We start from the raw sequence: 20,020 nt of genomic DNA, 5'->3' as shown, positions 1-20,020 counted from the left end.
ATGCGTTATCCGATTTAACGGAGAAGGCGCATGACGACTCGGCTTGAGGAATACCCTAACCGGATAAGAGAGTTCCGCAAATTGCGTGGCATGACACAGAAGGAGTTGGGCAACGCCTTGGGAATGACGGCGGTAAATATCGGTCATTTGGAGCTTGAGCGTCGCGACCCCTCTCTGTCGAACTTGAGAGCGTTGGCTCGGGTTCTTGGGGTGTCCGTCGGTGACCTTCTTGCAGCGCGCGACACACATAAAATAATGAAATAGTGGGGCTGTCTCTACCAGTGGTTGGTTCGCGCAGAGAACGCAGAGGGAAGGAGGTCGCAGAGAGTGAGGGGATCAAACGACCAGATTTCCTCTGTCGTTATCGAGGAGGCGATAGGTATCCATCGGGAGTTGGGACCGGGCCTCTTCGAGACTGTTTATGAAACGGTCCTGGCCGGTCGTATCGAGAAGCGTGGCTTGCGGGCGGAACGGCAAGTGCCGGTGCCCATAGAATTCGACGGCCACGCCTTCGGCGCGGCATTCAAGATCGATATTCTGGTCGAAAATGCGCTCATCCTGGAGATCAAGTCGGTCGAGCAGTTGAGCAAGGTTCACGCCAAGCAGATGCTCACCTATTTGCGTCTGACCAAACAGCCCGTAGGGCTGCTCCTCAACTTCTCTGCGCCCACCATGCGCGAAGGCATCAGAAGGCTGGTGAACAATTACCGCCCCGAGTAATTCCCTCTGCGATCTCCTTTCCTCTGCGTTCTCTGCGCGAACCCGAAAAAGGCAGAATATTTCAATGAAAACCAAAGCCTGCGGATCGCGGCTCACACCCTGTTCCGGTCTGAACAGAGCCGAAGGACTTGTATCGCGCAAAGATACCAAAAGGGCGCGATGTAACTGGCGCAACCTCATGCCTTTGCTCGCTATAGCCGCGCTTCCCTTCGCTTCGACCGTGCCCGCGATCGCGCAATCGCCCGATGCCGATCACACAGCCGCCCAGACCGAAGCCTTCGATGCTTCTGCCGCATGGGACGAGTTCGAGCAGCTGCTGCGGGGCAAATATGCTTATATCGACCGCGACGATATTGATGTGGAGGCGCAACTGGACCGATCCCGCGCACTCGCGGCGGAAGCAGCCGATGAGGTCGAGTTGCGCAGCATCTTCCATCGCACCGCGTTGACATTCATGGACCCGCATCTGATCGTCGGTCCATTCGCCGACACGGATTACGCCATTGTCATGACGGCGGCCGATCTCGACGCGCAGTTCGTGGCGGGCAGGGCGGTGATAACCGACGTCAGGCGCGGCTCGCCGGCTTTCGAAGCGGGCATCAGGCCGGGTGATATAATCGCAGAAGTGGATGGAGCTGCGCCAGACCTCGCGGCGCGCCTGCCCTTTGGTGACGTGCTGCCCGAGCCGACTGTAGCACAGCTCGACTATGGATTGATGCTGGCGGTCAACGGCAAGCGCGCAGGCTCGCGTCATCTGAAGGTTATCTCGCCTGACCAGCAGGCCAGGGCGGTTGAGCTAAGGTCGACGCGCGACTGGGCGAATTCCTTGCGCGGGCGTGAGCCGGTGGAGCTGGAATTTGTTGGCAAGGATCGCGACATCGCGATTCTCCGTCCGCTGAACTCGCTGGGGAACAATGAGACGATTACCGCATTCGACGGTGCGCTCGAAAAGGCGATAAAGGCAGGGGCAAAGGCGCTGATCCTCGACCTGCGCGACACGCCGAGCGGCGGCAACACCGAAGTGGGCCGGTCGATCATCGGCCATTTCGTGACCGAGGTGAGCCCTTATCAGATGCACCGTATCCCCGCGCTGGAGCGCGAGTTCACCGTGCCGCGCCAGTTTGTCGAATATGTCTTCCCGCGCGGGCCGCATTATGCGGGGCCGGTTGCTGTGCTGCATGGCCGCTGGACGGGTAGCATGGGCGAAGGCGTGGTGATCGGCATGGATGCCGCCGCGCCCAATGCCGTCACCATTGGCTCCGACATGGGCGATCTGCTGGGTGCGCTGTGGAATTTCACGCTTGAGAAGAGCCATGCGCGGGTCGATCTGGGCGGGGAAGCCATGTTCCATGTCGACGGAACCCCGCGTGAGGATTACGTGGCCGATATCCCAGTCACCCCGGCAGATAGCACCCCCAATGGCAGCGATCCCGCCGTCGCGGCGGCGCTGGACTATTTCGCTTCGCTCGCGAAGAATTGATCGACGACACATGCATTGAAAGGCGTCTGACATGGAAACAAAAGCCGGTGATCCGGGCGCCTTTGCCGATTTCAACCTGTCGCGCGTCGATAGTCCTGCCTTCGTGGTGGATGCAGCAAAGCTGCGCGCCAATTGCCAGATTCTGGCCGACATCCGCGACGAAGCGGACATCAAGGTGCTGGCCGCGCTCAAGGCCTTTTCCATGTGGTCGACCGCGCCGATCATCGGCGAATATCTCGACGGCGTGTGCACCTCGGGCCTGTGGGAAGCGCGGTTGGCGAGCGAGTTCTACGATGGCGAGATCGCGACCTATTCGGCCGCCTACAAGCCCGAGGAACTGGAAGAGGTCTGCCGCCTGTCCGATCATGTCATCTTCAATTCGCCCGGCCAGCTCGAGCGCGCCGCGCTGATTCTCGAACAGGCGCGGGCGGCAGGGCAGAATTTCGACGTCGGCCTGCGCATCAATCCGATGCATCCGACGGGGGAGGTGCCGCGCTACGATCCGTCGAGCCCCGGCAGTCGGCTCGGCTTCCCGATCGACCAGCTCACGCCCGAGATCATGGCGCAGGTCGACGGTATCCACTTCCACAATCTGTGCGAGCAGGATTTCGAACCGCTGCATGCCACCTGGGACAAGGTGTTCGACGCGATCGAACCGTGGTTCGGGCACCTCAAATGGATCAATATGGGCGGCGGGCATCACATCACCCGAGCCGATTACCAGCGCGAGGAATTGGTCGAATTCCTCAAGGATGCCAAGGACGATACCGGCGCGGAAATCTATCTCGAGCCGGGCGAGGCGGTGGCGCTCGACGCGGGTATCCTCGTGGGCACGATCCTCGATACGGGCTTCAACGAAGTGCCCATTGCCGTCGCCGATATCTCGGCCACTTGTCACATGCCCGATGTGATCGAAGCGCCCTATCGCCCGGCAATGCTGGGTGAGAGCAGAGAGCGCGATGTGCCCGAGATACGCATTGGCGGCCCTTCCTGCCTCGCAGGCGATGTGATCGGCGATTATCGCGTCCACGGCGGGGCGGAGGTGGGCAAGCGCTTCGCTTTTCTCGATCAGGCGCATTATTCGATGGTCAAGACGAACACGTTCAACGGCGTCCAGCTGCCCTCGATCTACCTCTGGGACAGCGAGACCGACCAGCTCGAGCTGGTGAAGGAGTTCGGTTACGAAACCTTCCGCGACCGGCTGAGCTGAGGGCGCGATCCGCCGCATGTGATGCCCGCCGCGCCCCACGCGGGGCTTGTGCATTTTCGGCGCATATTCACTTGCGTTTCATGACCCAGAATTTATATGCGCCGCTCCCGCTGCCCCAAGGGGACTTCCTAACCGCAAGGCAGCTTGTCGTTTCATGGTCCGCAAGGACTGTTTAGGGGGTCCCTTGAGTTGCCGCATTTCCCTGACGCCAAGGCCGTGGTCCGCGCCCTTTCGCCGGACGAACCGATCATTCTCAACCGCCCGCACGCCGCTGCGCGCGCGGCGCGTTTCTTCGTCGAGAAATTCCCGGGCAAGTCGCTCTATGCGGTGAAGGCGAATCCCTCGCCCGACCTGCTGCAGATACTGTGGGACAACGGCGTCACGCATTACGACGTGGCGTCGATCGCCGAAGTGCGCCTGGTGCGCGCGACGCTGCCTGATGCGATCCTGTGCTTCATGCACCCGGTCAAGGCGCCCAGCGCCATCCGCGAAGCCTATCACACGCATGGCGTGAAGACCTTCAGCCTCGATTCGGCCGAGGAACTGGAGAAGATCGTCGAGGCTTGTCGCAGCGAAGATGGCGAACCGGCGCAGGACCTGCGGCTATGCGTACGTCTGCGCGTTTCGAGCGAATATTCCGAACTCAGCCTCGCGTCCAAATTCGGCTGCGACCTGACCGAAGCGCCCGAACTGCTGCAGCAAGCGCGCCAGCATGCCGACTGGCTCGGCGTCTGCTTCCACGTGGGCAGTCAGGCGATGACGCCGTTTGCCTATGTCCAGGCGCTGGAACGCGTGCGCATCGCCATCGGCGAGGCTTCGGTGGTGATCGACATGATCGATGTGGGCGGCGGCTTCCCGTCGGTCTATCCGGGGATGGAGCCTCCGCCGTTGGAGGACTATTTCCAGATCATCCATCAGAACTTCTACAATCTGCCGGTCGCCTACAATGCCGAGCTGTGGTGCGAGCCGGGCCGTGCGCTGTGCGCCGAATATTCGTCGCTGATCGTCAAGGTCGAGAAGCGCCGCGGCGAGGAACTCTACATCAATGATGGCGCCTATGGCGCGCTGTTCGATGCCGCGCATGTCGACTGGAAATTCCCTGTCCGCGCGCTGGAAGACGACCTCATCAAGCCGGAGATGGATTTCGCCTTCTACGGCCCGACCTGCGACGATGCCGATTACATGCAAGGCCCCTTCGTCCTGCCCGAGGACATTCAGGCTGGCGATTATATCGAGATCGGTATGCTCGGCGCTTATGGCGCGGCGATGAAGACCGATTTCAACGGTTTCGGCGCGGCCGAGCGGATCGTCGTCACCGACGAGCCGATGGCGAGCCTATACGACGGCAGCCGCACACGTCCGGCAGCGGACAATGTGGTGAGCCTGCGCTAGATACCCAGTTTAGCGAAGGGTGAGTGCGTCGCGCTGCGCGATAAGCCATGCGCGCTCGGCGGAGCCTTCCTGCAAGCCGATCGCCGTGTCATAGGCCTGGATCGCTTCCCGCACGCTCTGGGTATGCGAAAGCAGTTCGGCCCCGACGGCGTGATAGGCGGGCGATCCTTCCAGCGCGGCGCAAGGCAGCTCCTCGAACTCTCGCAGCGCCGCTGCGGCACCTTGGAGCTTATGGATCGCGACAACTCGGTTGAGCCGAATGAAGGCGCTGTCCCTGATCGCGATCATGCGGTCGTATCGCGCGAGGACGCGGTTCCACGGGGCTGGGTCGGACTGTCGGCGCCGCGAGCACCATAGAGCCTGTATATCGGCCTGGAGCGTCCGCAGCGACGCGTCCTGTGCTGTATCGACCTGCCCGTAATAGTCTCTGGCACGTGCGAGCATGGACCGGTCCCATAGCTGCGGGTCCTGGTCCTCGAGGGGGATCATCTTGCCCATGGCATCGCGCCGAGCCGGTCGTCGCGCTTCCGAAAACCACAAGGCGGCGGCCAGCGCGTTCACCTGCGCGTTGCCCGGCATGAGTGTGGCCAGAATATCGACCAGTTCGAGCGTCTGGCGGGCAAGCAGTGCCTGCTCGCCATCCGGATCGCTCGATGCGTGCGCTTGCGAATAGGCGATCTCGATCGTGCACAGCACGGCTTCCAGCCGTTCGGCAAAAAAGCGGCTGTCGGGAATTTCGAACATGATCCCGCTGCCGGCGAGTTTCTTCTTGGCGCGTACCAGCCTTTGGGAAACCGCCGCGGGGCTGAGCAGGCAGGCACGCGAGATCTGTTTCGCGCTGAAACCGCAGATGGTCGACAGGGCGAGGGCAACGCGCGAGGCGATGTCGATCGCCGGATGACAGCAGGCGAAGAACAGCGCGAGGCGGCGATCCGGAATCATGCTGCGTTCGCTCACGCTCACCTCCTCGTCAAACGATGCCGCCGGCTCGGCATGTGCGCGCACGACACGCGAATGGCGCAGGCTGTCGACCGCAATTCTTTGCGCCACGGCATAGAGCCACGCCGCCCAATCCTGCGGCGGCGAGCGAGTGGCGGCGGCGCGCACGCATGCTTCCGCAAAAGCGTCTTCGGCCAGTTCGACATCGCCGAAGCGGGCGGAAAGCGCAGCGACGATGCGCAGCCGCTTTGCTCTGACAGTCTCGGCCAGATCGACGCTGTTCGCCAAACCTGTCTTAACCCTCGTCGATACAGGGCCGGATTTCGACCGATCCGTCGCCCGCGAACGGAATGTCCTTGGCGATGGCCATCGCTTCATCGAGCGATGCGACCTCGACAAGGTAGAACCCGCCCAGCTGCTCGCGCGCCTCGGCAAAGGGGCCGTCATGGACCATCGTCTCTTCGCCCTTGCGATGCAGCGTCGTCGCGGTTTCGGGGCCGTTCAACCCTTCGCCGCCAACGATGGCGGAAGCATGCGCTTCACCGAAGGCCTCGTGGCGCCGGATGATCTCGTTCCAGCCATCCTCGTCTTTGTAGTTGGCGTGATCTTCATGGATGAGAAGGGCGTATTTCATCGTAGGTCTCCTGCGAGCCGAGACCGGGAGCGGCCTCGCCTTCAAGACGAATGGGCACCTACCATTTCGACAGCGGCGATGAAAATTATTGCAGCGGTCCGGGGGAACGAATGTTTACCCATCCGTCAGGAGGTCGGTCCGTCGGCTGCGGGCGGGCTTTTGCGCCTCTCCGCCGCATCGCGCTCGCGCCACTCCGCCATGCGCAGGGCCTTGTAGCGGCGCAGCAATTCCACCCGGCGCGGGCGGAAGCTGGTTTCTCCCGCATCGAGGCTATCGATTCGCGCAACTTCGAATGTGCGGTAGTCTTCGCGGAGCAGGCACCAGGCAACCAGCATCAGCGTGGTCGGGCTGTAGGACAGGCCGAGGGGGAAGATTTCGCGCGTGCTGCGGCGGTCCTGCCGGTCGCGATAGGCGATCCGCACGCTCACCTCGTCCCAGCAGGCCTGGCGCAGCAAATCCAGATCGACGGCGATATCCGGGCGCTCCTTTGCCGGACGCCATGATCGCATGATCGCGTGCATGGCCTGGCGTGCCTGCCGGTCGGGCAGGGTGGCGATAATGCGGGCCAGCGCGTCGCGGCCTGCACGGGCAAGGCGCTCGTCGCCCAATTCGTCGAGACTGCCCACCGCCAGCATCAGCGCCTCGGTTTCCAGCCGCGAGAAGCTCTGCGGGGGCAGGGCCGGGTCTTCGGTAAGCGTATAGCCATAGCCAGCCGCACCGTCGATCAGCGCGCCGCCCGCGCGCAAGGTGGCGATATCGCGATAGAGCTGGCGCTGGGAGATCTCGGTCTCCGCCGCCAGCCGCTCCGCAGTGACGGGGAGGACAGCCGCCGCAGCGCGGCGAGCAATCGCATGAGCCGGTCCTGTCGCGCCATCGCTACTGCCTCTTTCTGTCAGCAGGGCAGGCATATCCTGCGCGCATCGCAATCGAAAGGAGAACCTTATGCCGACCCTCTATCACGCACCCGAATCGCGCTCCGATACGGTGGTGACACTGATCCATATGCTGGGCGCCGATGTGGATGTGAAAGAAGTCACCATCCCCCGGCAGGACGGGTCGGGCATGTCCGATCCGGCCAATCCGCATCCCGAAAAGAAAGTGCCCTATCTGGTCGATGGCGACGAGCATGTGCGCGAGCGCGGGGCAATCATGCTGTATCTGACTGATGCCTATCCGCAGGCGAAACTGGGGTCATTGCCGGGCGAGGCGGGGCGCGGGGCCTATCTGTCCTGGCTGTCCTATTATCAGGGCGTGATGGAGCCGCTGCTGATCCTGAAATGGGCCGGGGTGACGCATCCGGTGGTCGAGGACGGGCTGGGCAGCGAAGCGACGATGCTGGAGCAACTGGCCGCACCGCTGCGCAAGGGGCCGTGGCTGCTGGGCGAGCGGTTCAGCGCGGCGGACATGCTGTGCAGTTCGCCGTTCCAGTGGTTTTCCGACATGCTGCCCGAACAGGCCGAAATCCGCGACTGGGTTGACCGCTGTGCGAAGACAGTGGCCGGGCTTGGAACATAATGCGGTAGGCCAAGCCCGCTGCGCCAATCAGCGATAAATCATGAGACGAGCTGCTCCGATGGCGACCGCGTTTGCAGGGAAGCGGTCGACATGGCGAGTCTGCGCCGAGCCGTGATGGGCAAGAATACGGTTATCCGGTCCACACCTCCCATCAAAACACGCGGGTGCCGATCAAGTCGAAGCGCGCGAACTGGGTGATCGCGAAGACAAAGGAGGCGGCGAAGATGGTAAAATGGACACGCCGCCACAGCGTCCACCCGCTGCCCGTCCAGGCGAGCCAGACCCCAGCGATATGGACGATGCACTGGATTGTCAGCGCTACGATCAAGGCGAGCATGATCTTCATGGGTAGGGGTGGGAATCGCAGGTCGTCGGCACCCAGGTCGATATTGCTGACGTCTAGGATGAGGGCGATAAGGCTTGCCGCGAAGGCAAGCCACAGCAGCGCCGAAACCAGCGCGATCCACATCGCCTTGGGCCCTCGCTCTGTCACCTTGTTGGGGCGTCGCCAGCGATACCACATGCCCAGCAGGGTGGTGATCGAGAGGACCATGCATAAGCCGGTGGCAAATAGGAACGGGCGACTGGACTGAAAGAACCCGACCCGTTCGTAGGTTTCCGAGCCGCGGGATCCGTGGATACGGACGATCTCGCCGACCTCGTCCCTCGCGACACGCAGACGCGATCCATCCAGCGCTATCCAGATATCATTGCCGATGGGCGCGTAGCGAGTCGGCATAGGACCGGAGGTGACCAGAAAGCCGTTGTCGGCGGTCAGCGTCATTTCCGACCCCAGCCCCGCAAGGGCGAGCGGTCCGCCGAATGTCCGCCTGTTGGTCCAGTAGAGACCGGCGACTTCCTCGGCGGCTTCGACATCTCCCGCATGTTCGAGATAGCGTGTGACCGGATCGCTGCCGGTGATACGGCGCACGATGGCCACCGCCACATCGACAGGGAGGCTCTCCATAGAGGTCATGTTCGAAGAGGCGAAAACCCCGATCCCGCGATCGGGCAGGACGAACATCCAGCTCAGAAACTTGGTCGCTCCACCGTGGCCGATCGTGTTCTCGCCATCGATTTCATTGAGCATGAAACCCCAGCCCATGTCGTCGCCTCCGGCCGCATCGGCAAAGGCATTGGTCTGCACACGTGCCCATCCTTGTTCCGAAAGCAGGCGATCGCCGTTTTCAAGCTGTGTGCCGCGCAGCATCAATTGCATGAAGGTGGCCGCGTCCTTCGCGTTTATCGCGACTGCGCCTACCGGTTCTTGCGGGCGCACCGGCAAATAATTCGAGACCGTCGCCGTACCGTTCTCCGGGATGTGTGGACGTGCCATACGATCGTCGAGCACAGTCGGGTTCTTTCCCTGCCCCGGATCGTGCAGCGTCGTCGCGTTCATGCCGGCCGGTTGCAGGATACGCATGTGGACGAATTCGAAATAATCCATGCCCGCCGCTCGTTCCACCACATAGGCGGCGAGATTGGTGCCGTAGTTGGAATAGCTCGCCCGCTCTCCCGGCGGGGCAACCAAGCGCGGCATCGACCGCTTCGCAGCGTCACGAAGCGAAATGTCCCGTTCCGAATCCAGAAAATCGCGCAGGCTGTCCTCAAATCCAGCACGGTGAGCCATCAAATCCCGCATCGTGATGGGCTCGTCATAGCTGTTTGGAATGTCGAAACCGTCGAGATAGGTATTGATGTCGGCATCGAGGTCGAGCTTGCCCTCCTCGGCCAACATATGTGCCGAGAGCCAGACGAACAGCTTGGATATCGATCCGATGCGGAACAGCGTATCCGCATCGTTCATGCGACCGCTATCCATGTCGGCCACGCCATAGCCTTTGGCGATGACACCGTCGGGAGTGACGACCGCGACACTCATCCCCGGAGGATCGAGATCCTCGATCTTGGCTGTCACGAAACCATCGGTGAACTTTTCGAGATCGGCGATGCTAGTGCTGCGGACTTGTGCGGGTGTCTGTGCCTGTATCGGCTGTTGCGCATTGCTGGCGGGCACTACCGTCACGCCCGCGATGGCCACAAGCAAGATCATGAACAAGGCGGCGATTCCTAGTCGCACAAATCTTCTCTCTCCACGGGGGCATGAGATCGAACCAAGGCATGCGGCATCATGCAGCGATAAGGGAGTGTCGGTTAAATGGAAACCGGGTATTGGGTTGAAAAAGGCTGCCGGGCTAGTCGAACCCGACGAAACGCGCCGCCTCGTCCACGCCTTTGCGCTCGCTGACGACGGCATTGGCGGGGAAGCTCTCGTCGGGCCAGCCCATGGCGACCGCCTTCATGATCACCTGGTCGTCCGGAATGTCGGCATGTTTGCGCACCACCGGGCTCTGCATGATTCCCTGACTGTTGATGACGCAGCCCAATCCGCGCGACCAGGCGGCGTTGACCAGCGCGGTGGTGACGGCGCCGCAATCGAAAGCGGTATCATCGCTGCCCGATAATTCCTTGTCATAGGTCACGATCACGCAGACCGGTGCATCGAACTGGCGGAAACCGCGCAGCACCCAGTCCTGCCGCTTGTCCTTGTCGTCGCGGGCGATGCCCATGGCGCCGAACAATTGCTTCGCGACGCCAACCTGCCGTTCGCGGTGGACGCCGACGAAGGGTTCGCCGCGGCGGAACTCGCGGCTGTCGGGAACGCCGGCGAGGATGTTCTCGGTATTGCCCTTGCGAATGCGATTCAGCGGCTCGCCGGTGATGACGTGGAAGTGCCACGGCTGCGTGTTCATAGAGGTGGGCGAGCGCATGGCGAGCGTCAGGATTTCCTCGATTAGCTCGCGCGGCACCGGCTTATCGAGATAGCCCCTGATCGAGCGGCGATCCATCACCACCTCTTCATAGGTCATGTCCTGATTGCCGCTCATTCCAACCTCTCCCTTGTCGATGGCGGGAGGCTTAGCGCGCCGACTCGGTCGCGCAAAATCCCCTACGGCCTTGCGGGCAGGCAGGTGCCTATGCCGGGGGCCGGGAAGGTGCGGCAGTCGAGAAAGATCGCTTCCTGCCCGCCCGCACCCGCGGCAACGAAGCTGAAGCGCATGGCGCGGCGTGCCTCGTCGGTCAGCGGCAGGCCGCGCGGAATGGCGTCGGCCTCGCTCCATCCCTGTACGCGGCAATAGCCTTCGCCCGAGCACAGGCCCCGCGCACGTTCGACCAGAGTCTGCGGCGATTCGCCCCTTGCAACGAGAACGAAATGCACGCCCGCGCCCGGCGAGGGTGGCGCGCCCTGGCCGCCTTCGGTCGCCTGCGCCGGGATTTGACTGGTGATGCTGCGCACTGCCTCGCCGCTCTGGAGCAGGGTCGGCAGCGGATTGGCCTCGGCGACGGCCAGAGCCGTCTGGCGCAGGGCCAGGGGATCGGGCTCGGCTCCGCGATAGGAGGCCGAAAGCGCCGTGCGGCTGCCCCAGTAACCGCGCCAGCGGAAGAAGATGTGCGGACCCACCTGTGCCACCTTGTCGAGCCGGTCGCTCCACCAGGGATAGACGTAATCGGCGTGGAAATGCGTGGCATTGCCCACCGGCGCATGGGTTGCCCCACCAAGCATTTCCTCGGCCCGCTCGCGGGCCGTGCGCCAGGCGGCGTCGGAATAGCGGCGGGCCAGCGAACCGTCGCAGGTGAAGCTGAACTGGCATCCGGTGGGGCGCTGCGAGCCTTCGAACACCACGCCGCATACGGTTCCGGCAAAAGCCGGATGGCGCACGCGGTTGAGGATCACCTGCATCACTGCCCGCTGGTCCGCATCGCCGCCACCAGCCTCGGCCATGCCCGCGAGCGCCAGGCAATCGCGCGCGCGGACGCGATCGGCCTCGCTGCCGCGAAAGCCAAAGGGGCTTGCCGTGCCAGGACCTGCCGCTGCGAAGTCGATCGCCGCATTGCGCGCGCGCGCAACGTTCGATTCGAGTTCGGACAGAATGACAGTGTCATCCGCAGCGCCGGGGAGATCGGCGATCGCGATGTCGGGGGTGATTGTCATCGCAACTTCATCGAGGCCGGTTGCTTCAACCCTGGCGTCCCGAGCAAAAATTGCCAAAACCAGAAATGGCAGCAGCACCAGCCCTGCAAAGACGCATACGGGAAAGACATCGCGCAAGGCGCGGCGTGAGACAGGTTCCCCATTCATCCTTGCGATCTAACCGTGGGCTCACCGTCGCACAATATACGCAAGCGGCAGGGATGCTGGCGCTATCGTAGAGTTGCCGGTTCTGTCAGACTCGTGCCAAGCGCAATTCGCGGACCCACATTCCGACGCCCGCCGGGACGAGGAGCCAGGCTCCGGTTGCGGGCATCGGCGCTATCAGTGCGACCAATGACAGCGAAAAGACGAGGACAACCAGCCATCCGAGCGATGTGCCGCCGCGCTCCGCCCGGTCGACCATGACCCCGAAGAGAAAAAGGAAGGGGGCGAACATCGCGAACCAGAACGCCTCGGATTCGATCGAGGCGGGAGGAATGCTGCCCGAAAGCGTATAGGATGCCGCGACGGCGATGCCGACGGGGTAAATAGCAAAAGTGGCTGCCAGATGCAGAAGAGCAACGGCCGCGATCGACAGGCCGATCCACCGCCGCATCACGCCGCTTTCGCCAGCTCCAGATCCATCCGATCCCAGATCTCGACCAGCGCGCCGACAAGCTCGTCCATCATCGCGGGGGTATGGGCCGGGCCGGGCGTAAAGCGCAGGCGTTCGGTCCCGCGAGGCACGGTCGGGAAGTTGATCGGCTGGACGTAGACGCCGTATTCGGCGAGCAGGATGTCGCTGATCTTCTTGGCGCGCACCGGGTCGCCGACCATTAGCGGGACGATGTGGGTTACGCTGTCCATCACGGGCAGGCCCGCATCGCGCATCTTCTGCTTGAGCAATTCGGCGGCGGCCTGCTGGCCTTCACGCTCGACCGAGGATGCCTTGAGGTGCCGCACCGATGCCAGCACGCCCGCGACGAGGGCGGGGCTGAGCGACGTGGTGAAGATGAAGCCGGGCGCATAGCTGCGAATGCAGTCGACGATCTTCTTGTCCGCCGCGATATACCCGCCCATCACGCCGAACGCCTTGCCCAGCGTCCCTTCGATGATGTCGATCCGATGCGCGGCTTCGTCGCGTTCGGAAATGCCGCCGCCGCGTGGGCCGTACATGCCCACGGCATGGACCTCGTCGATATAGGTCAGTGCGTTGTACTTCTCGGCCAGGTCGCAGATATCGTGGATCCGGGCGACGTCGCCATCCATCGAATAGACGCTTTCGAAGGCGATCAGTTTCGGCGTCGCCTCGTCCTCGGCAGCCAGCAGTTCCTCGAGGTGGTGGAGATCGTTGTGCCGGAAGACGCGCTTCTCGCAGCCCGAATTGCGGATACCCGCGATCATGCTGGCGTGGTTCAGTTCGTCGGAAAAGATCACGCAGCCGGGCAGCAGTTTGGCGATGGTCGATAGTGTCGCGTCGTTCGAGACATAGCCGCTGGTGAACAGCAGCGCGGCGTCCTTGCCGTGGAGATCGGCGAGTTCGCCCTCGAGCTGCACGTGATAATGCGTGTTGCCGCCGATATTGCGGGTGCCGCCACTACCCGCGCCGACATCGTGCAATGCTTCTTCCATCGCGGCGATGACCTTGGGGTGCTGGCCCATGGCGAGATAGTCGTTCGAGCACCACACGGTGACCGGCTTCGGGCCATTGTGGCCGGCAAAGCAGCGCGCATTGGGAAAGGCGCCCTTGTTCCGCAGGATGTCGATGAAGACCCGGTAGCGGCCTTCCTCATGCAGTCGGGAAATCGCTTCGTCGAAGATCTGGTCGTAATTCACTGGCGTATTCGCCCGTCGCTGCACCGCCCGTCCGCGGCTGACTGTGAGCCTCGCCCTAATCGAAACGGTTTCAAATCGCTACCGCGATCTTTGCGAGCGACTCGCAAGTCAGTGGGCTGCCGGTGGCGGCTCGAATCCGGGCAGGGGATCGCCCCCGTCGCCATGGACGAACTCGCTGCGCAGGCTCTCGACGAAGGCCGCGAACTCCTCGCGGATCGCGATCCACAGGGCGCGTTCGTCGGGGGAATCTTCTGGAACGGTACGAAGCAGGACGTCGAGCGCCGCATCCACCAGCCCGAGATACCAGCGCGGGGGAATATGCAGCGAATCGTTGTGGTGCACGATGGCGGTTCCGTGGTCGATGCGCGCGGTCGCCGGGTCTTCGATCCAGGTCAGGAGCAGGTAGAGGCTTTCGGCCACCATGCGCCCTTCGAGCTCCGCCGTGTGACCCAGCCCGTGGTGCTCGAACGAGGCCCGCGCATCGGGATGGCGGGCGTAATAGGCGTCGAGCACCGGGCGTGTAACATCACCGCCAACCTCGGCAAGACGTTCGAGGCTTCTTTGAGCGAGTTCGGAGCGGTCGCGCGTCATGGCAGGTCAGAATCTCTCCAGTCGGTCGATACCCCGCTCGGCAAATGCCGGTGCGAGTCTTTCGAAATTCGCCAGCGCGCCGGTAGTGATCGCGCAGTCGCCGGTGCTGCGGGCGAAGGGTTGGCCTTCGGTCAGATGCGCGATCCGCCGCGCGATCCCCTGCGCTCCATGTACGAATTCGACCCCCTGACCGAAGGCTTCGCGCAGTTCCTGTTCGAGCAGCGGGAAATGGGTGCAGGCGAGCACGATGGTGTCGATATCGCTTCCATGCGCCTGCAGCATGAGGCCTTTCGCCGAATCGGCCACGTCGTCGATGCGTACGCGTTCGCCGCGCAATTTGGCCTCGGCCAACGGGACCAGGCCATTGGCACCGTGGCGCAGCAACCGCTTGCCCACCGCAAAGGCATGTTCGAGATCGTCGACATATCTCTGCCGCATCGTTGCCTCGGTGCCGAGCAGACCGAAAACGCCAGTTTTGGTGAGCGCGGCGGCGGGCTTGATCGCGGGCACGGTGCCGACGATCGGCGTTTCGAGCACGTCGCGCACCATGCCGAGCGCGATCGTGCTGGCGGTGTTGCAGGCAATGCAGATCAGGCGCGGCTGGTATCGTTCGGCCATCCGCCCGAGCAGCCCGGCGACACGCGCGGCCACCTCCGCCTCGCTCTTCGTGCCATAGGGCAAGCCCGCCACATCGGCGGCGTAGATTACCGGCGCATCGGGCAGCACCTTGCGCAGTTCGTCCAGCACGGTGAGCCCGCCAACGCCGGAATCGAACAGGAGAATGGGGGAGGTTGCGTCCAAAGCGGATATTCCGTGCGGCCTGAGCTTGTCGAAGGGCCGTACTTAACTTTACAGCACAATCAAAGAGGAAGGGCGTGGCCGCGATCGGGCGCCCGGCAGCGGAGGTTCCCGTGGACGCATTTTACGCAGCATTGCTCGGCTATGTGGTCGGATCGATCCCCTTCGGCCTGTTGCTGACCAAAGCAGCGGGCATGGGCGACGTGCGCCAGATCGGTTCGGGCAATATCGGCGCGACCAACGTGCTGCGCACGGGCAATAAGGGGCTCGCCGCCGCTACGCTGGTACTCGATCTCGTCAAGGGACTCGCCCCGGTGGCAATCGCGGGCCAGCTCTGGGGCGAAGTGGCGATGGCCTTTGCAGCCGGTGCCGCGGTGCTAGGCCACTGCTTTCCCGTCTGGCTGGGGTTCAAAGGCGGCAAGGGCGTGGCGACCAATGCGGGCGTTGCCTTCGGCCTCGCCTGGCCGTTGGGGCTGGCCTATGCCTTCATCTGGCTGAGCGTACTCGCGATCTTTCGCGTCTCCTCGCTCGCCGGGATGGCGGCGGTCGTCGCTGCCGCTGCCGCCGCGCCGCTGTTCGGCTATCCGCAGTTCTTCCCGGTTCTTGCCGCGATCGCATTACTGATCATCTACCTCCACCGCGCCAATATCGCCCGGCTGATGAAGGGCGAAGAACCCAGGATCGGCGGCTCGAAAGAGTGAGCGGCGGGGCGCAGCCCGCACTGTCGCAGGACGAGGCTTTCGCCCGCATCCGCCTGCTACGCTCGCCCAATATCGGGCCGGTCAGCTATGCCATGCTGTTGCAGCGTTTCGGCAGCGCTACAGAGGCGCTGGGCGCGCTACCCGATCTCGGCAAGCGCGGCGGGCGGCAGTACCGCGCTTGCCCCGCCGACAGGATCGAGCGCGAGGTCGAGGCCGTGCGCAAGGCGGGCGCGAAGTACCTGTTTCACGATCAGCCCGATTATCCCGCACTGCTCGGTCAGATCGATGGAGCGCCGCCGATCCTGATCTGGCGCGGCGATCTGGCGCTGGCGTCGAAACCCTGCGTCGCCATGGTCGGCGCGCGCAATGCCAGTGCCGCCGCAGTCAAGCTGGCGCGCGATTTTGCGCAAGGATTGTCCGAAGCTGGTTTCACCGTGGTTTCCGGCCTGGCGCGGGGGATCGACGGCGCGGCGCATGAGGGGGCTTTTCCCACTACCATCGGGGTCATCGCCAGCGGCATCGACATCGCCTATCCCCCACAGCACGCCGAATTGCAGGAGCGGATCGCCGACGAAGGCCTGCTGCTGGCCGAACAGCCGCCGGGCACCGAACCGCGCGGCAGCCACTTCCCCAGCCGCAACCGGATCATCGCCGGGCTCGCGGGCGGAACGCTGGTGGTGGAGGCCGCGGTCAAATCGGGCAGCCTGATCACCGCGCGGCTGGCGGGGGAGGCGGGGCGCGAGGTCATGGCCATTCCAGGCAGTCCGCTGGAAGCGCGCAGCCACGGCTGCAACCACTTGATCCGCGAAGGCGCGGTGCTGGTGCAGACGCCCGAAGACGTGTCCGAGCTGCTGTCGACCTTCGACGGCGAGCCCCGATCCACTTTTCGCGAACCCTCACCGGCCTTCGATTTCGAGCCCGGCGGGTTGGCAGAGACCGACCCGGCCGACATTGCCGGTCTTTTGACAAGCGCGCCGGTACCGGTGGACGAAATCATCCGCCAGTCGGGCGCCGATGCCGGCGCCGTGCACCTTGCGCTGCTCGAACTCGAGATCGCCGGACGGCTCGAGCGGCATGCGGGCGCCCGGGTCAGCCTTTCGCTCTGATGGCGGCGAAATTGGCGCGTTCTTGCAAGCGCGATTCGCAGACGCGTCTTATGGTGAATTCACCAGGTGGCCGATTCGGCCATCGCGATTTTCCGGACTGAATAGCGGGCACCCCCCAACGGCGCTCGCGACGGGCCGCCCGTGTACCTCCTAGGCCGGGCGGCCCGTTCGGTTTTTGGCGCTTGACGCCAATCGGGACCGGTCCCCATTTTCGCGCGTATACGCACGTACACACGTAAGGGACTGTAATTACCCCCATGCAACTGGTTATCGTCGAATCGCCCGCGAAGGCGAAGACCATCGAGAAATACCTTGGCAAGGACTTCAAGGTTCTGGCCAGCTACGGCCATGTCCGCGACCTGCCGCCGAAGGATGGCAGTGTGCGCCCCGACGAAGGTTTCGCGATGGATTGGGAGCTCTATCGGGACAAGCAGAAGCGGTTCAAGGAAATCGCCGACAATGCGAAGGCGGCCGACCGCCTGATTCTCGCGACCGACCCCGACCGCGAGGGCGAGGCGATTTCATGGCACGTGCGCGAACTGCTGGCCAAGCGCAAGGCGTTGCCCAAGGATGTCGAGCGCGTGACCTTCAACGCGATCACCAAACGGGCAGTGACCGACGCGATGAAGGCGCCGCGCGATCTCGACCAGGATTTGATCGACGCCTATCTCGCCCGCCGCGCGCTCGACTATCTTTATGGCTTTACGCTGTCTCCGGTGCTGTGGCGCCGTCTGCCGGGCGCGAAGAGCGCCGGCCGCGTGCAGTCGGTCGCGCTGCGTCTGATCGTCGATCGCGAGATCGAGATCGAGAACTTCCGCGCCGACGAATACTGGTCGGTCATCGCGAAGTTGCAGCATGACGGCACCGAATTCGACGCGCGGCTGGTCAAATATGACGGCAAGAAACTGGAGAAGCTCACCCTCGGGAACGAGGGCAGCGCCATGGCCGCAAAGAATGCGGTCGAGGCGGCGAACTTCACGGTCGAGGAAGTCGAAACCAAGCCTTTCAAGCGCAATCCGGCTCCGCCGTTCACCACCTCCACCTTGCAACAGGAAGCCGCCCGCAAGCTCGGCTTCTCGGCCAGCCATACCATGCGCTGCGCGCAGTCGCTCTACGAGGCGGGCGCGATCACCTATATGCGTACCGATGGCGTGAGCATGGATGGCGGCGCGATTGCCGATTGCCGCAAGGCGGTGGCCGATCGTTATGGCGGCCATGCGCTCCCCGATAGCCCACGCATGTACAAGTCGAAGGCCAAGAACGCGCAGGAAGCGCACGAGGCGATCCGACCGACCAACTTCAATCAGGACCGCGCCGGATCGGGCGATGAAGGCAAGCTCTACGACCTGATCTACAAGCGCGCGATGGCCAGTCAGATGGCCGCGGCCAGCCTCGAACGCACCAGCGTTACCCTGCGCGACGCGACCGGCCAGCACGAGCTGCGCGCGACCGGCCAGGTGGTCAAGTATCCGGGCTTCCTCGCGGTTTATCAGGAAGGTCGTGACGATGCGGAGGACGACGAAGACGGCCTGCTGCCGACGATCGCGAAGGGCGATAGTCCGCTCAAGAAAAGCGTCGATGCGAACCAGCACTTCACCCAGCCGCCGCCGCGCTTTTCCGAAGCCAGTCTGGTCAAGCGGCTCGAAGAGCTCGGCATCGGTCGCCCCTCGACCTATGCCAGCACCATCCAGACTTTGCGCGACCGCGCCTATGTACGGATGGAAAAGAACCGCTTCTTCGCCGAGGAAAGCGGGCGTCTGCTGACGGCCTTTCTCGAACGTTTCTTCCCGCAATATGTCGCCTTCGATTATACGGCGGGCCTGGAAGACGAGCTCGACATCGTGTCCGATGGGCGCGAGGACTGGAAGAAGCTGCTCGAAGCCTTCTGGCGCGATTTCAAGCCCAAGACCGAAGAGGTGATGGAGAAGAAGCCTTCGGAAGTGACCGAGGTGCTCGACGATTTCCTCGCCGATTATCTCTTCCCCGAACGTGCCGACGGCAAGGACCCGCGCCATTGCCCACTATGCGAAACCGAGGGGCGCGAGGGCGGCAGGCTGGCGCTGCGCGGTGGCCGCTATGGCGCTTTCGTTGCCTGCGCCAACTATCCCGAATGCAAATACACCCGCCAGTTCGCCAAGCCGGGCGGTTCCGACGGCGATGACGGCGCCGATGACGGCGTCATGGGCGAGGATCCGGAAACCGGCCTGCCGGTCGAGCGCAAGAGCGGCCGCTTCGGCCCCTATGTCCAGCTGGGCGAGGGCAAGGACGCCAAGCGCGCGAGCATTCCGAAGGACCTCGACGATTTCGATCTCGAATGGGCCTTGAAGCTGCTCAGCCTGCCGCGCATCGTTGGCGCGCATCCGGAAACCGGCAAGGAAATCGAAGCTGCGATAGGGCGTTACGGCCCCTATCTGCGTCACGATGGGAAGTACGGCAAACTGTCGTCGACCCGCGAAGTCTTCGAGGTCGGCATGAACCGTGCGGTCGATATTCTCGCCCAGGCCGCCAATCGCAAGGGCGGCGGGCGCGGCAAGGCCGAACCGATCAAAACGCTGGGCGAACACCCCACCTCGGGCGGCGAGATCAAGGTGATGCCGGGCCGCTATGGCCCCTACGTGACCGACGGCACCACCAACGCCACGATCCCCAAGGATGTGAAACCCGAGGACGTGACCGAGGCGCAGGCGATCGAATTGATCGATGCACGTGCCGCGAAGGGACCGGCAAAGAAGGGGAAGGCCGCGCCGAAGAAAAAGGCCGCCGCGAAAAAGAAGCCTACGGCAAAGAAGCCCGCGGCGAAGAAGAAGCCTGCCGCGAAGAAGGCGGCGGGCTGATGGCCAAGGAACGGTTCGAACGGCACAAGCAGCCCTGGACCGGAGAGGAAGCGGGCCAACTGCGCACGCTTGCCGGAAAGGGGCAGGGGCTGAAGCAAATTGCCAAGGCGCTGGGGCGCAGCGAGGAATCGACCAAGGATTTCGCCAAGAAGAACAAGGTCAAAATTGCAAAGAAACGGTAGGCACGCTGCATTTTCCCGCAACCAAGGCTGACTGACGGCGCGGCATGTTCGAGTCCGTTTCGAGTCCATCGGCGGCGGCGGCGGGCGGCGAAAGTGAAGCCTACTGCGT

General features: G+C 63.4%; 20 protein-coding genes. 10 read left to right on the top strand and 10 right to left on the bottom strand.

What is annotated here, in order from left to right; all coding sequences use genetic code 11:
• Nucleotides 1–30 precede the first annotated feature (30 nt).
• From DVR09_RS12200 to DVR09_RS12180, 5 genes are all read left to right on the top strand, one after another.
• Nucleotides 31–264 (top strand): helix-turn-helix domain-containing protein, encoded by a 234-nt coding sequence (locus DVR09_RS12200; protein ID WP_115417152.1) that lies wholly within the window; start codon nucleotides 31–33, stop codon nucleotides 262–264.
• Between the two features lie 63 nt (nucleotides 265–327).
• Nucleotides 328–720, top strand: a complete 393-nt coding sequence (locus DVR09_RS12195; protein ID WP_115417151.1) for a GxxExxY protein — start codon at nucleotides 328–330, stop codon at nucleotides 718–720.
• Between the two features lie 178 nt (nucleotides 721–898).
• Nucleotides 899–2,200, top strand: a complete 1,302-nt coding sequence (locus DVR09_RS12190) for a S41 family peptidase (RefSeq protein ID WP_115417943.1) — start codon at nucleotides 899–901, stop codon at nucleotides 2,198–2,200.
• Nucleotides 2,201–2,231: 31 nt separating this feature from the next.
• Nucleotides 2,232–3,410 carry a carboxynorspermidine decarboxylase gene (locus DVR09_RS12185; RefSeq protein ID WP_115417150.1) on the top strand — a complete coding sequence of 393 codons (1,179 nt, stop codon included), beginning with the start codon at nucleotides 2,232–2,234 and terminating at the stop codon, nucleotides 3,408–3,410.
• Nucleotides 3,411–3,599: 189 nt separating this feature from the next.
• Nucleotides 3,600–4,802, top strand: coding sequence for a type III PLP-dependent enzyme (locus DVR09_RS12180; RefSeq protein ID WP_115417149.1), 1,203 nt, complete (start codon nucleotides 3,600–3,602; stop codon nucleotides 4,800–4,802).
• Between the two features lie 9 nt (nucleotides 4,803–4,811).
• On the opposite strand, the gene DVR09_RS12175 is transcribed toward DVR09_RS12180, so the two are convergent.
• The 3 genes from DVR09_RS12175 to DVR09_RS12165 all read right to left on the bottom strand — a co-directional run bounded on the left by DVR09_RS12175 (nucleotide 4,812) and on the right by DVR09_RS12165 (nucleotide 7,283).
• A complete protein-coding gene (locus DVR09_RS12175) occupies nucleotides 4,812–6,029 on the bottom strand; it encodes an RNA polymerase sigma factor (protein WP_162814961.1) in 1,218 nt (405 codons plus the stop codon).
• 7 nt (nucleotides 6,030–6,036) lie between these two features.
• On the bottom strand, nucleotides 6,037–6,375 hold the full coding sequence (locus DVR09_RS12170; RefSeq protein WP_115417147.1) for a YciI family protein: 339 nt from the start codon (nucleotides 6,373–6,375) through the stop codon (nucleotides 6,037–6,039).
• A 125-nt stretch (nucleotides 6,376–6,500) separates the two neighbouring features.
• A complete protein-coding gene (locus tag DVR09_RS12165; RefSeq protein WP_234041437.1) occupies nucleotides 6,501–7,283 on the bottom strand; it encodes a helix-turn-helix transcriptional regulator in 783 nt (260 codons plus the stop codon).
• A gap of 34 nt (nucleotides 7,284–7,317) precedes the next feature.
• Between DVR09_RS12165 and DVR09_RS12160 the strand changes: the two genes are divergently transcribed.
• Nucleotides 7,318–7,890: a glutathione S-transferase family protein gene (locus DVR09_RS12160; protein WP_115417146.1), complete on the top strand. Its 573-nt coding sequence runs from the start codon at nucleotides 7,318–7,320 to the stop codon at nucleotides 7,888–7,890.
• A 151-nt stretch (nucleotides 7,891–8,041) separates the two neighbouring features.
• Here DVR09_RS12160 and DVR09_RS12155 read toward each other — a convergent pair whose 3' ends face one another.
• From DVR09_RS12155 to murI, 7 genes are all read right to left on the bottom strand, one after another.
• Nucleotides 8,042–9,943, bottom strand: coding sequence for a serine hydrolase domain-containing protein (locus DVR09_RS12155; protein WP_234041616.1), 1,902 nt, complete (start codon nucleotides 9,941–9,943; stop codon nucleotides 8,042–8,044).
• A 142-nt stretch (nucleotides 9,944–10,085) separates the two neighbouring features.
• On the bottom strand, nucleotides 10,086–10,778 hold the full coding sequence (locus tag DVR09_RS12150) for a nitroreductase (RefSeq protein ID WP_234041436.1): 693 nt from the start codon (nucleotides 10,776–10,778) through the stop codon (nucleotides 10,086–10,088).
• 62 nt (nucleotides 10,779–10,840) lie between these two features.
• Nucleotides 10,841–11,884 (bottom strand): cell wall hydrolase, encoded by a 1,044-nt coding sequence (locus DVR09_RS12145; protein ID WP_234041435.1) that lies wholly within the window; start codon nucleotides 11,882–11,884, stop codon nucleotides 10,841–10,843.
• 232 nt (nucleotides 11,885–12,116) lie between these two features.
• Nucleotides 12,117–12,479: a DUF6463 family protein gene (locus DVR09_RS12140; RefSeq protein ID WP_115417143.1), complete on the bottom strand. Its 363-nt coding sequence runs from the start codon at nucleotides 12,477–12,479 to the stop codon at nucleotides 12,117–12,119.
• Nucleotides 12,479–13,699, bottom strand: a complete 1,221-nt coding sequence (gene hemA, locus DVR09_RS12135; protein WP_115417142.1) for a 5-aminolevulinate synthase — start codon at nucleotides 13,697–13,699, stop codon at nucleotides 12,479–12,481. Before hemA ends, DVR09_RS12140 begins: the two co-directional genes overlap by 1 nt.
• A 108-nt stretch (nucleotides 13,700–13,807) precedes the next feature.
• A complete protein-coding gene (locus tag DVR09_RS12130) occupies nucleotides 13,808–14,290 on the bottom strand; it encodes a globin family protein (RefSeq protein ID WP_115417141.1) in 483 nt (160 codons plus the stop codon).
• 6 nt (nucleotides 14,291–14,296) lie between these two features.
• On the bottom strand, nucleotides 14,297–15,091 hold the full coding sequence (gene murI, locus DVR09_RS12125; protein ID WP_115417140.1) for a glutamate racemase: 795 nt from the start codon (nucleotides 15,089–15,091) through the stop codon (nucleotides 14,297–14,299).
• Between the two features lie 74 nt (nucleotides 15,092–15,165).
• Between murI and plsY the strand changes: the two genes are divergently transcribed.
• From plsY to DVR09_RS12105, 4 genes are all read left to right on the top strand, one after another.
• Nucleotides 15,166–15,789: a glycerol-3-phosphate 1-O-acyltransferase PlsY gene (gene plsY / locus DVR09_RS12120; RefSeq protein WP_234041434.1), complete on the top strand. Its 624-nt coding sequence runs from the start codon at nucleotides 15,166–15,168 to the stop codon at nucleotides 15,787–15,789.
• Nucleotides 15,786–16,895: a DNA-processing protein DprA gene (dprA, locus tag DVR09_RS12115; protein WP_115417139.1), complete on the top strand. Its 1,110-nt coding sequence runs from the start codon at nucleotides 15,786–15,788 to the stop codon at nucleotides 16,893–16,895. The genes plsY and dprA overlap by 4 nt, the downstream gene beginning before the upstream one ends.
• A gap of 257 nt (nucleotides 16,896–17,152) precedes the next feature.
• The gene (gene topA, locus DVR09_RS12110; RefSeq protein WP_115417138.1) at nucleotides 17,153–19,729 is read left to right on the top strand and encodes a type I DNA topoisomerase; all 2,577 of its coding nucleotides are present in this window, start codon (nucleotides 17,153–17,155) and stop codon (nucleotides 19,727–19,729) included.
• Nucleotides 19,729–19,911: a hypothetical protein gene (locus tag DVR09_RS12105; RefSeq protein WP_115417137.1), complete on the top strand. Its 183-nt coding sequence runs from the start codon at nucleotides 19,729–19,731 to the stop codon at nucleotides 19,909–19,911. The genes topA and DVR09_RS12105 overlap by 1 nt, the downstream gene beginning before the upstream one ends.
• Nucleotides 19,912–20,020 lie beyond the last annotated feature (109 nt).

This window comes from Erythrobacter aureus (assembly GCF_003355455.1).
GTDB classification, from domain to species: domain Bacteria; phylum Pseudomonadota; class Alphaproteobacteria; order Sphingomonadales; family Sphingomonadaceae; genus Qipengyuania; species Qipengyuania aurea.
The sequence above is the reverse complement of the archived record's forward strand: the minus strand, read 5'-3'. Positions and strand labels throughout refer to the sequence as shown.

Coding starts and splice junctions, on each gene's coding strand:
- DVR09_RS12200 (WP_115417152.1), top strand. CDS start 31: ATGACGACTCGGCTTGAGGAATACCCTAACCGGATAAGAGAGTTCCGC.
- DVR09_RS12190 (WP_115417943.1), top strand. CDS start 899: ATGCCTTTGCTCGCTATAGCCGCGCTTCCCTTCGCTTCGACCGTGCCC.
- DVR09_RS12185 (WP_115417150.1), top strand. CDS start 2,232: ATGGAAACAAAAGCCGGTGATCCGGGCGCCTTTGCCGATTTCAACCTG.
- DVR09_RS12170 (WP_115417147.1), bottom strand. CDS start 6,375: ATGAAATACGCCCTTCTCATCCATGAAGATCACGCCAACTACAAAGAC.
- DVR09_RS12165 (WP_234041437.1), bottom strand. CDS start 7,283: ATGCCTGCCCTGCTGACAGAAAGAGGCAGTAGCGATGGCGCGACAGGA.
- DVR09_RS12160 (WP_115417146.1), top strand. CDS start 7,318: ATGCCGACCCTCTATCACGCACCCGAATCGCGCTCCGATACGGTGGTG.
- DVR09_RS12155 (WP_234041616.1), bottom strand. CDS start 9,943: ATGATCTTGCTTGTGGCCATCGCGGGCGTGACGGTAGTGCCCGCCAGC.
- DVR09_RS12150 (WP_234041436.1), bottom strand. CDS start 10,778: ATGAGCGGCAATCAGGACATGACCTATGAAGAGGTGGTGATGGATCGC.
- DVR09_RS12145 (WP_234041435.1), bottom strand. CDS start 11,884: ATGACAATCACCCCCGACATCGCGATCGCCGATCTCCCCGGCGCTGCG.
- DVR09_RS12140 (WP_115417143.1), bottom strand. CDS start 12,479: ATGCGGCGGTGGATCGGCCTGTCGATCGCGGCCGTTGCTCTTCTGCAT.
- DVR09_RS12130 (WP_115417141.1), bottom strand. CDS start 14,290: ATGACGCGCGACCGCTCCGAACTCGCTCAAAGAAGCCTCGAACGTCTT.
- topA (WP_115417138.1), top strand. CDS start 17,153: ATGCAACTGGTTATCGTCGAATCGCCCGCGAAGGCGAAGACCATCGAG.
- DVR09_RS12105 (WP_115417137.1), top strand. CDS start 19,729: ATGGCCAAGGAACGGTTCGAACGGCACAAGCAGCCCTGGACCGGAGAG.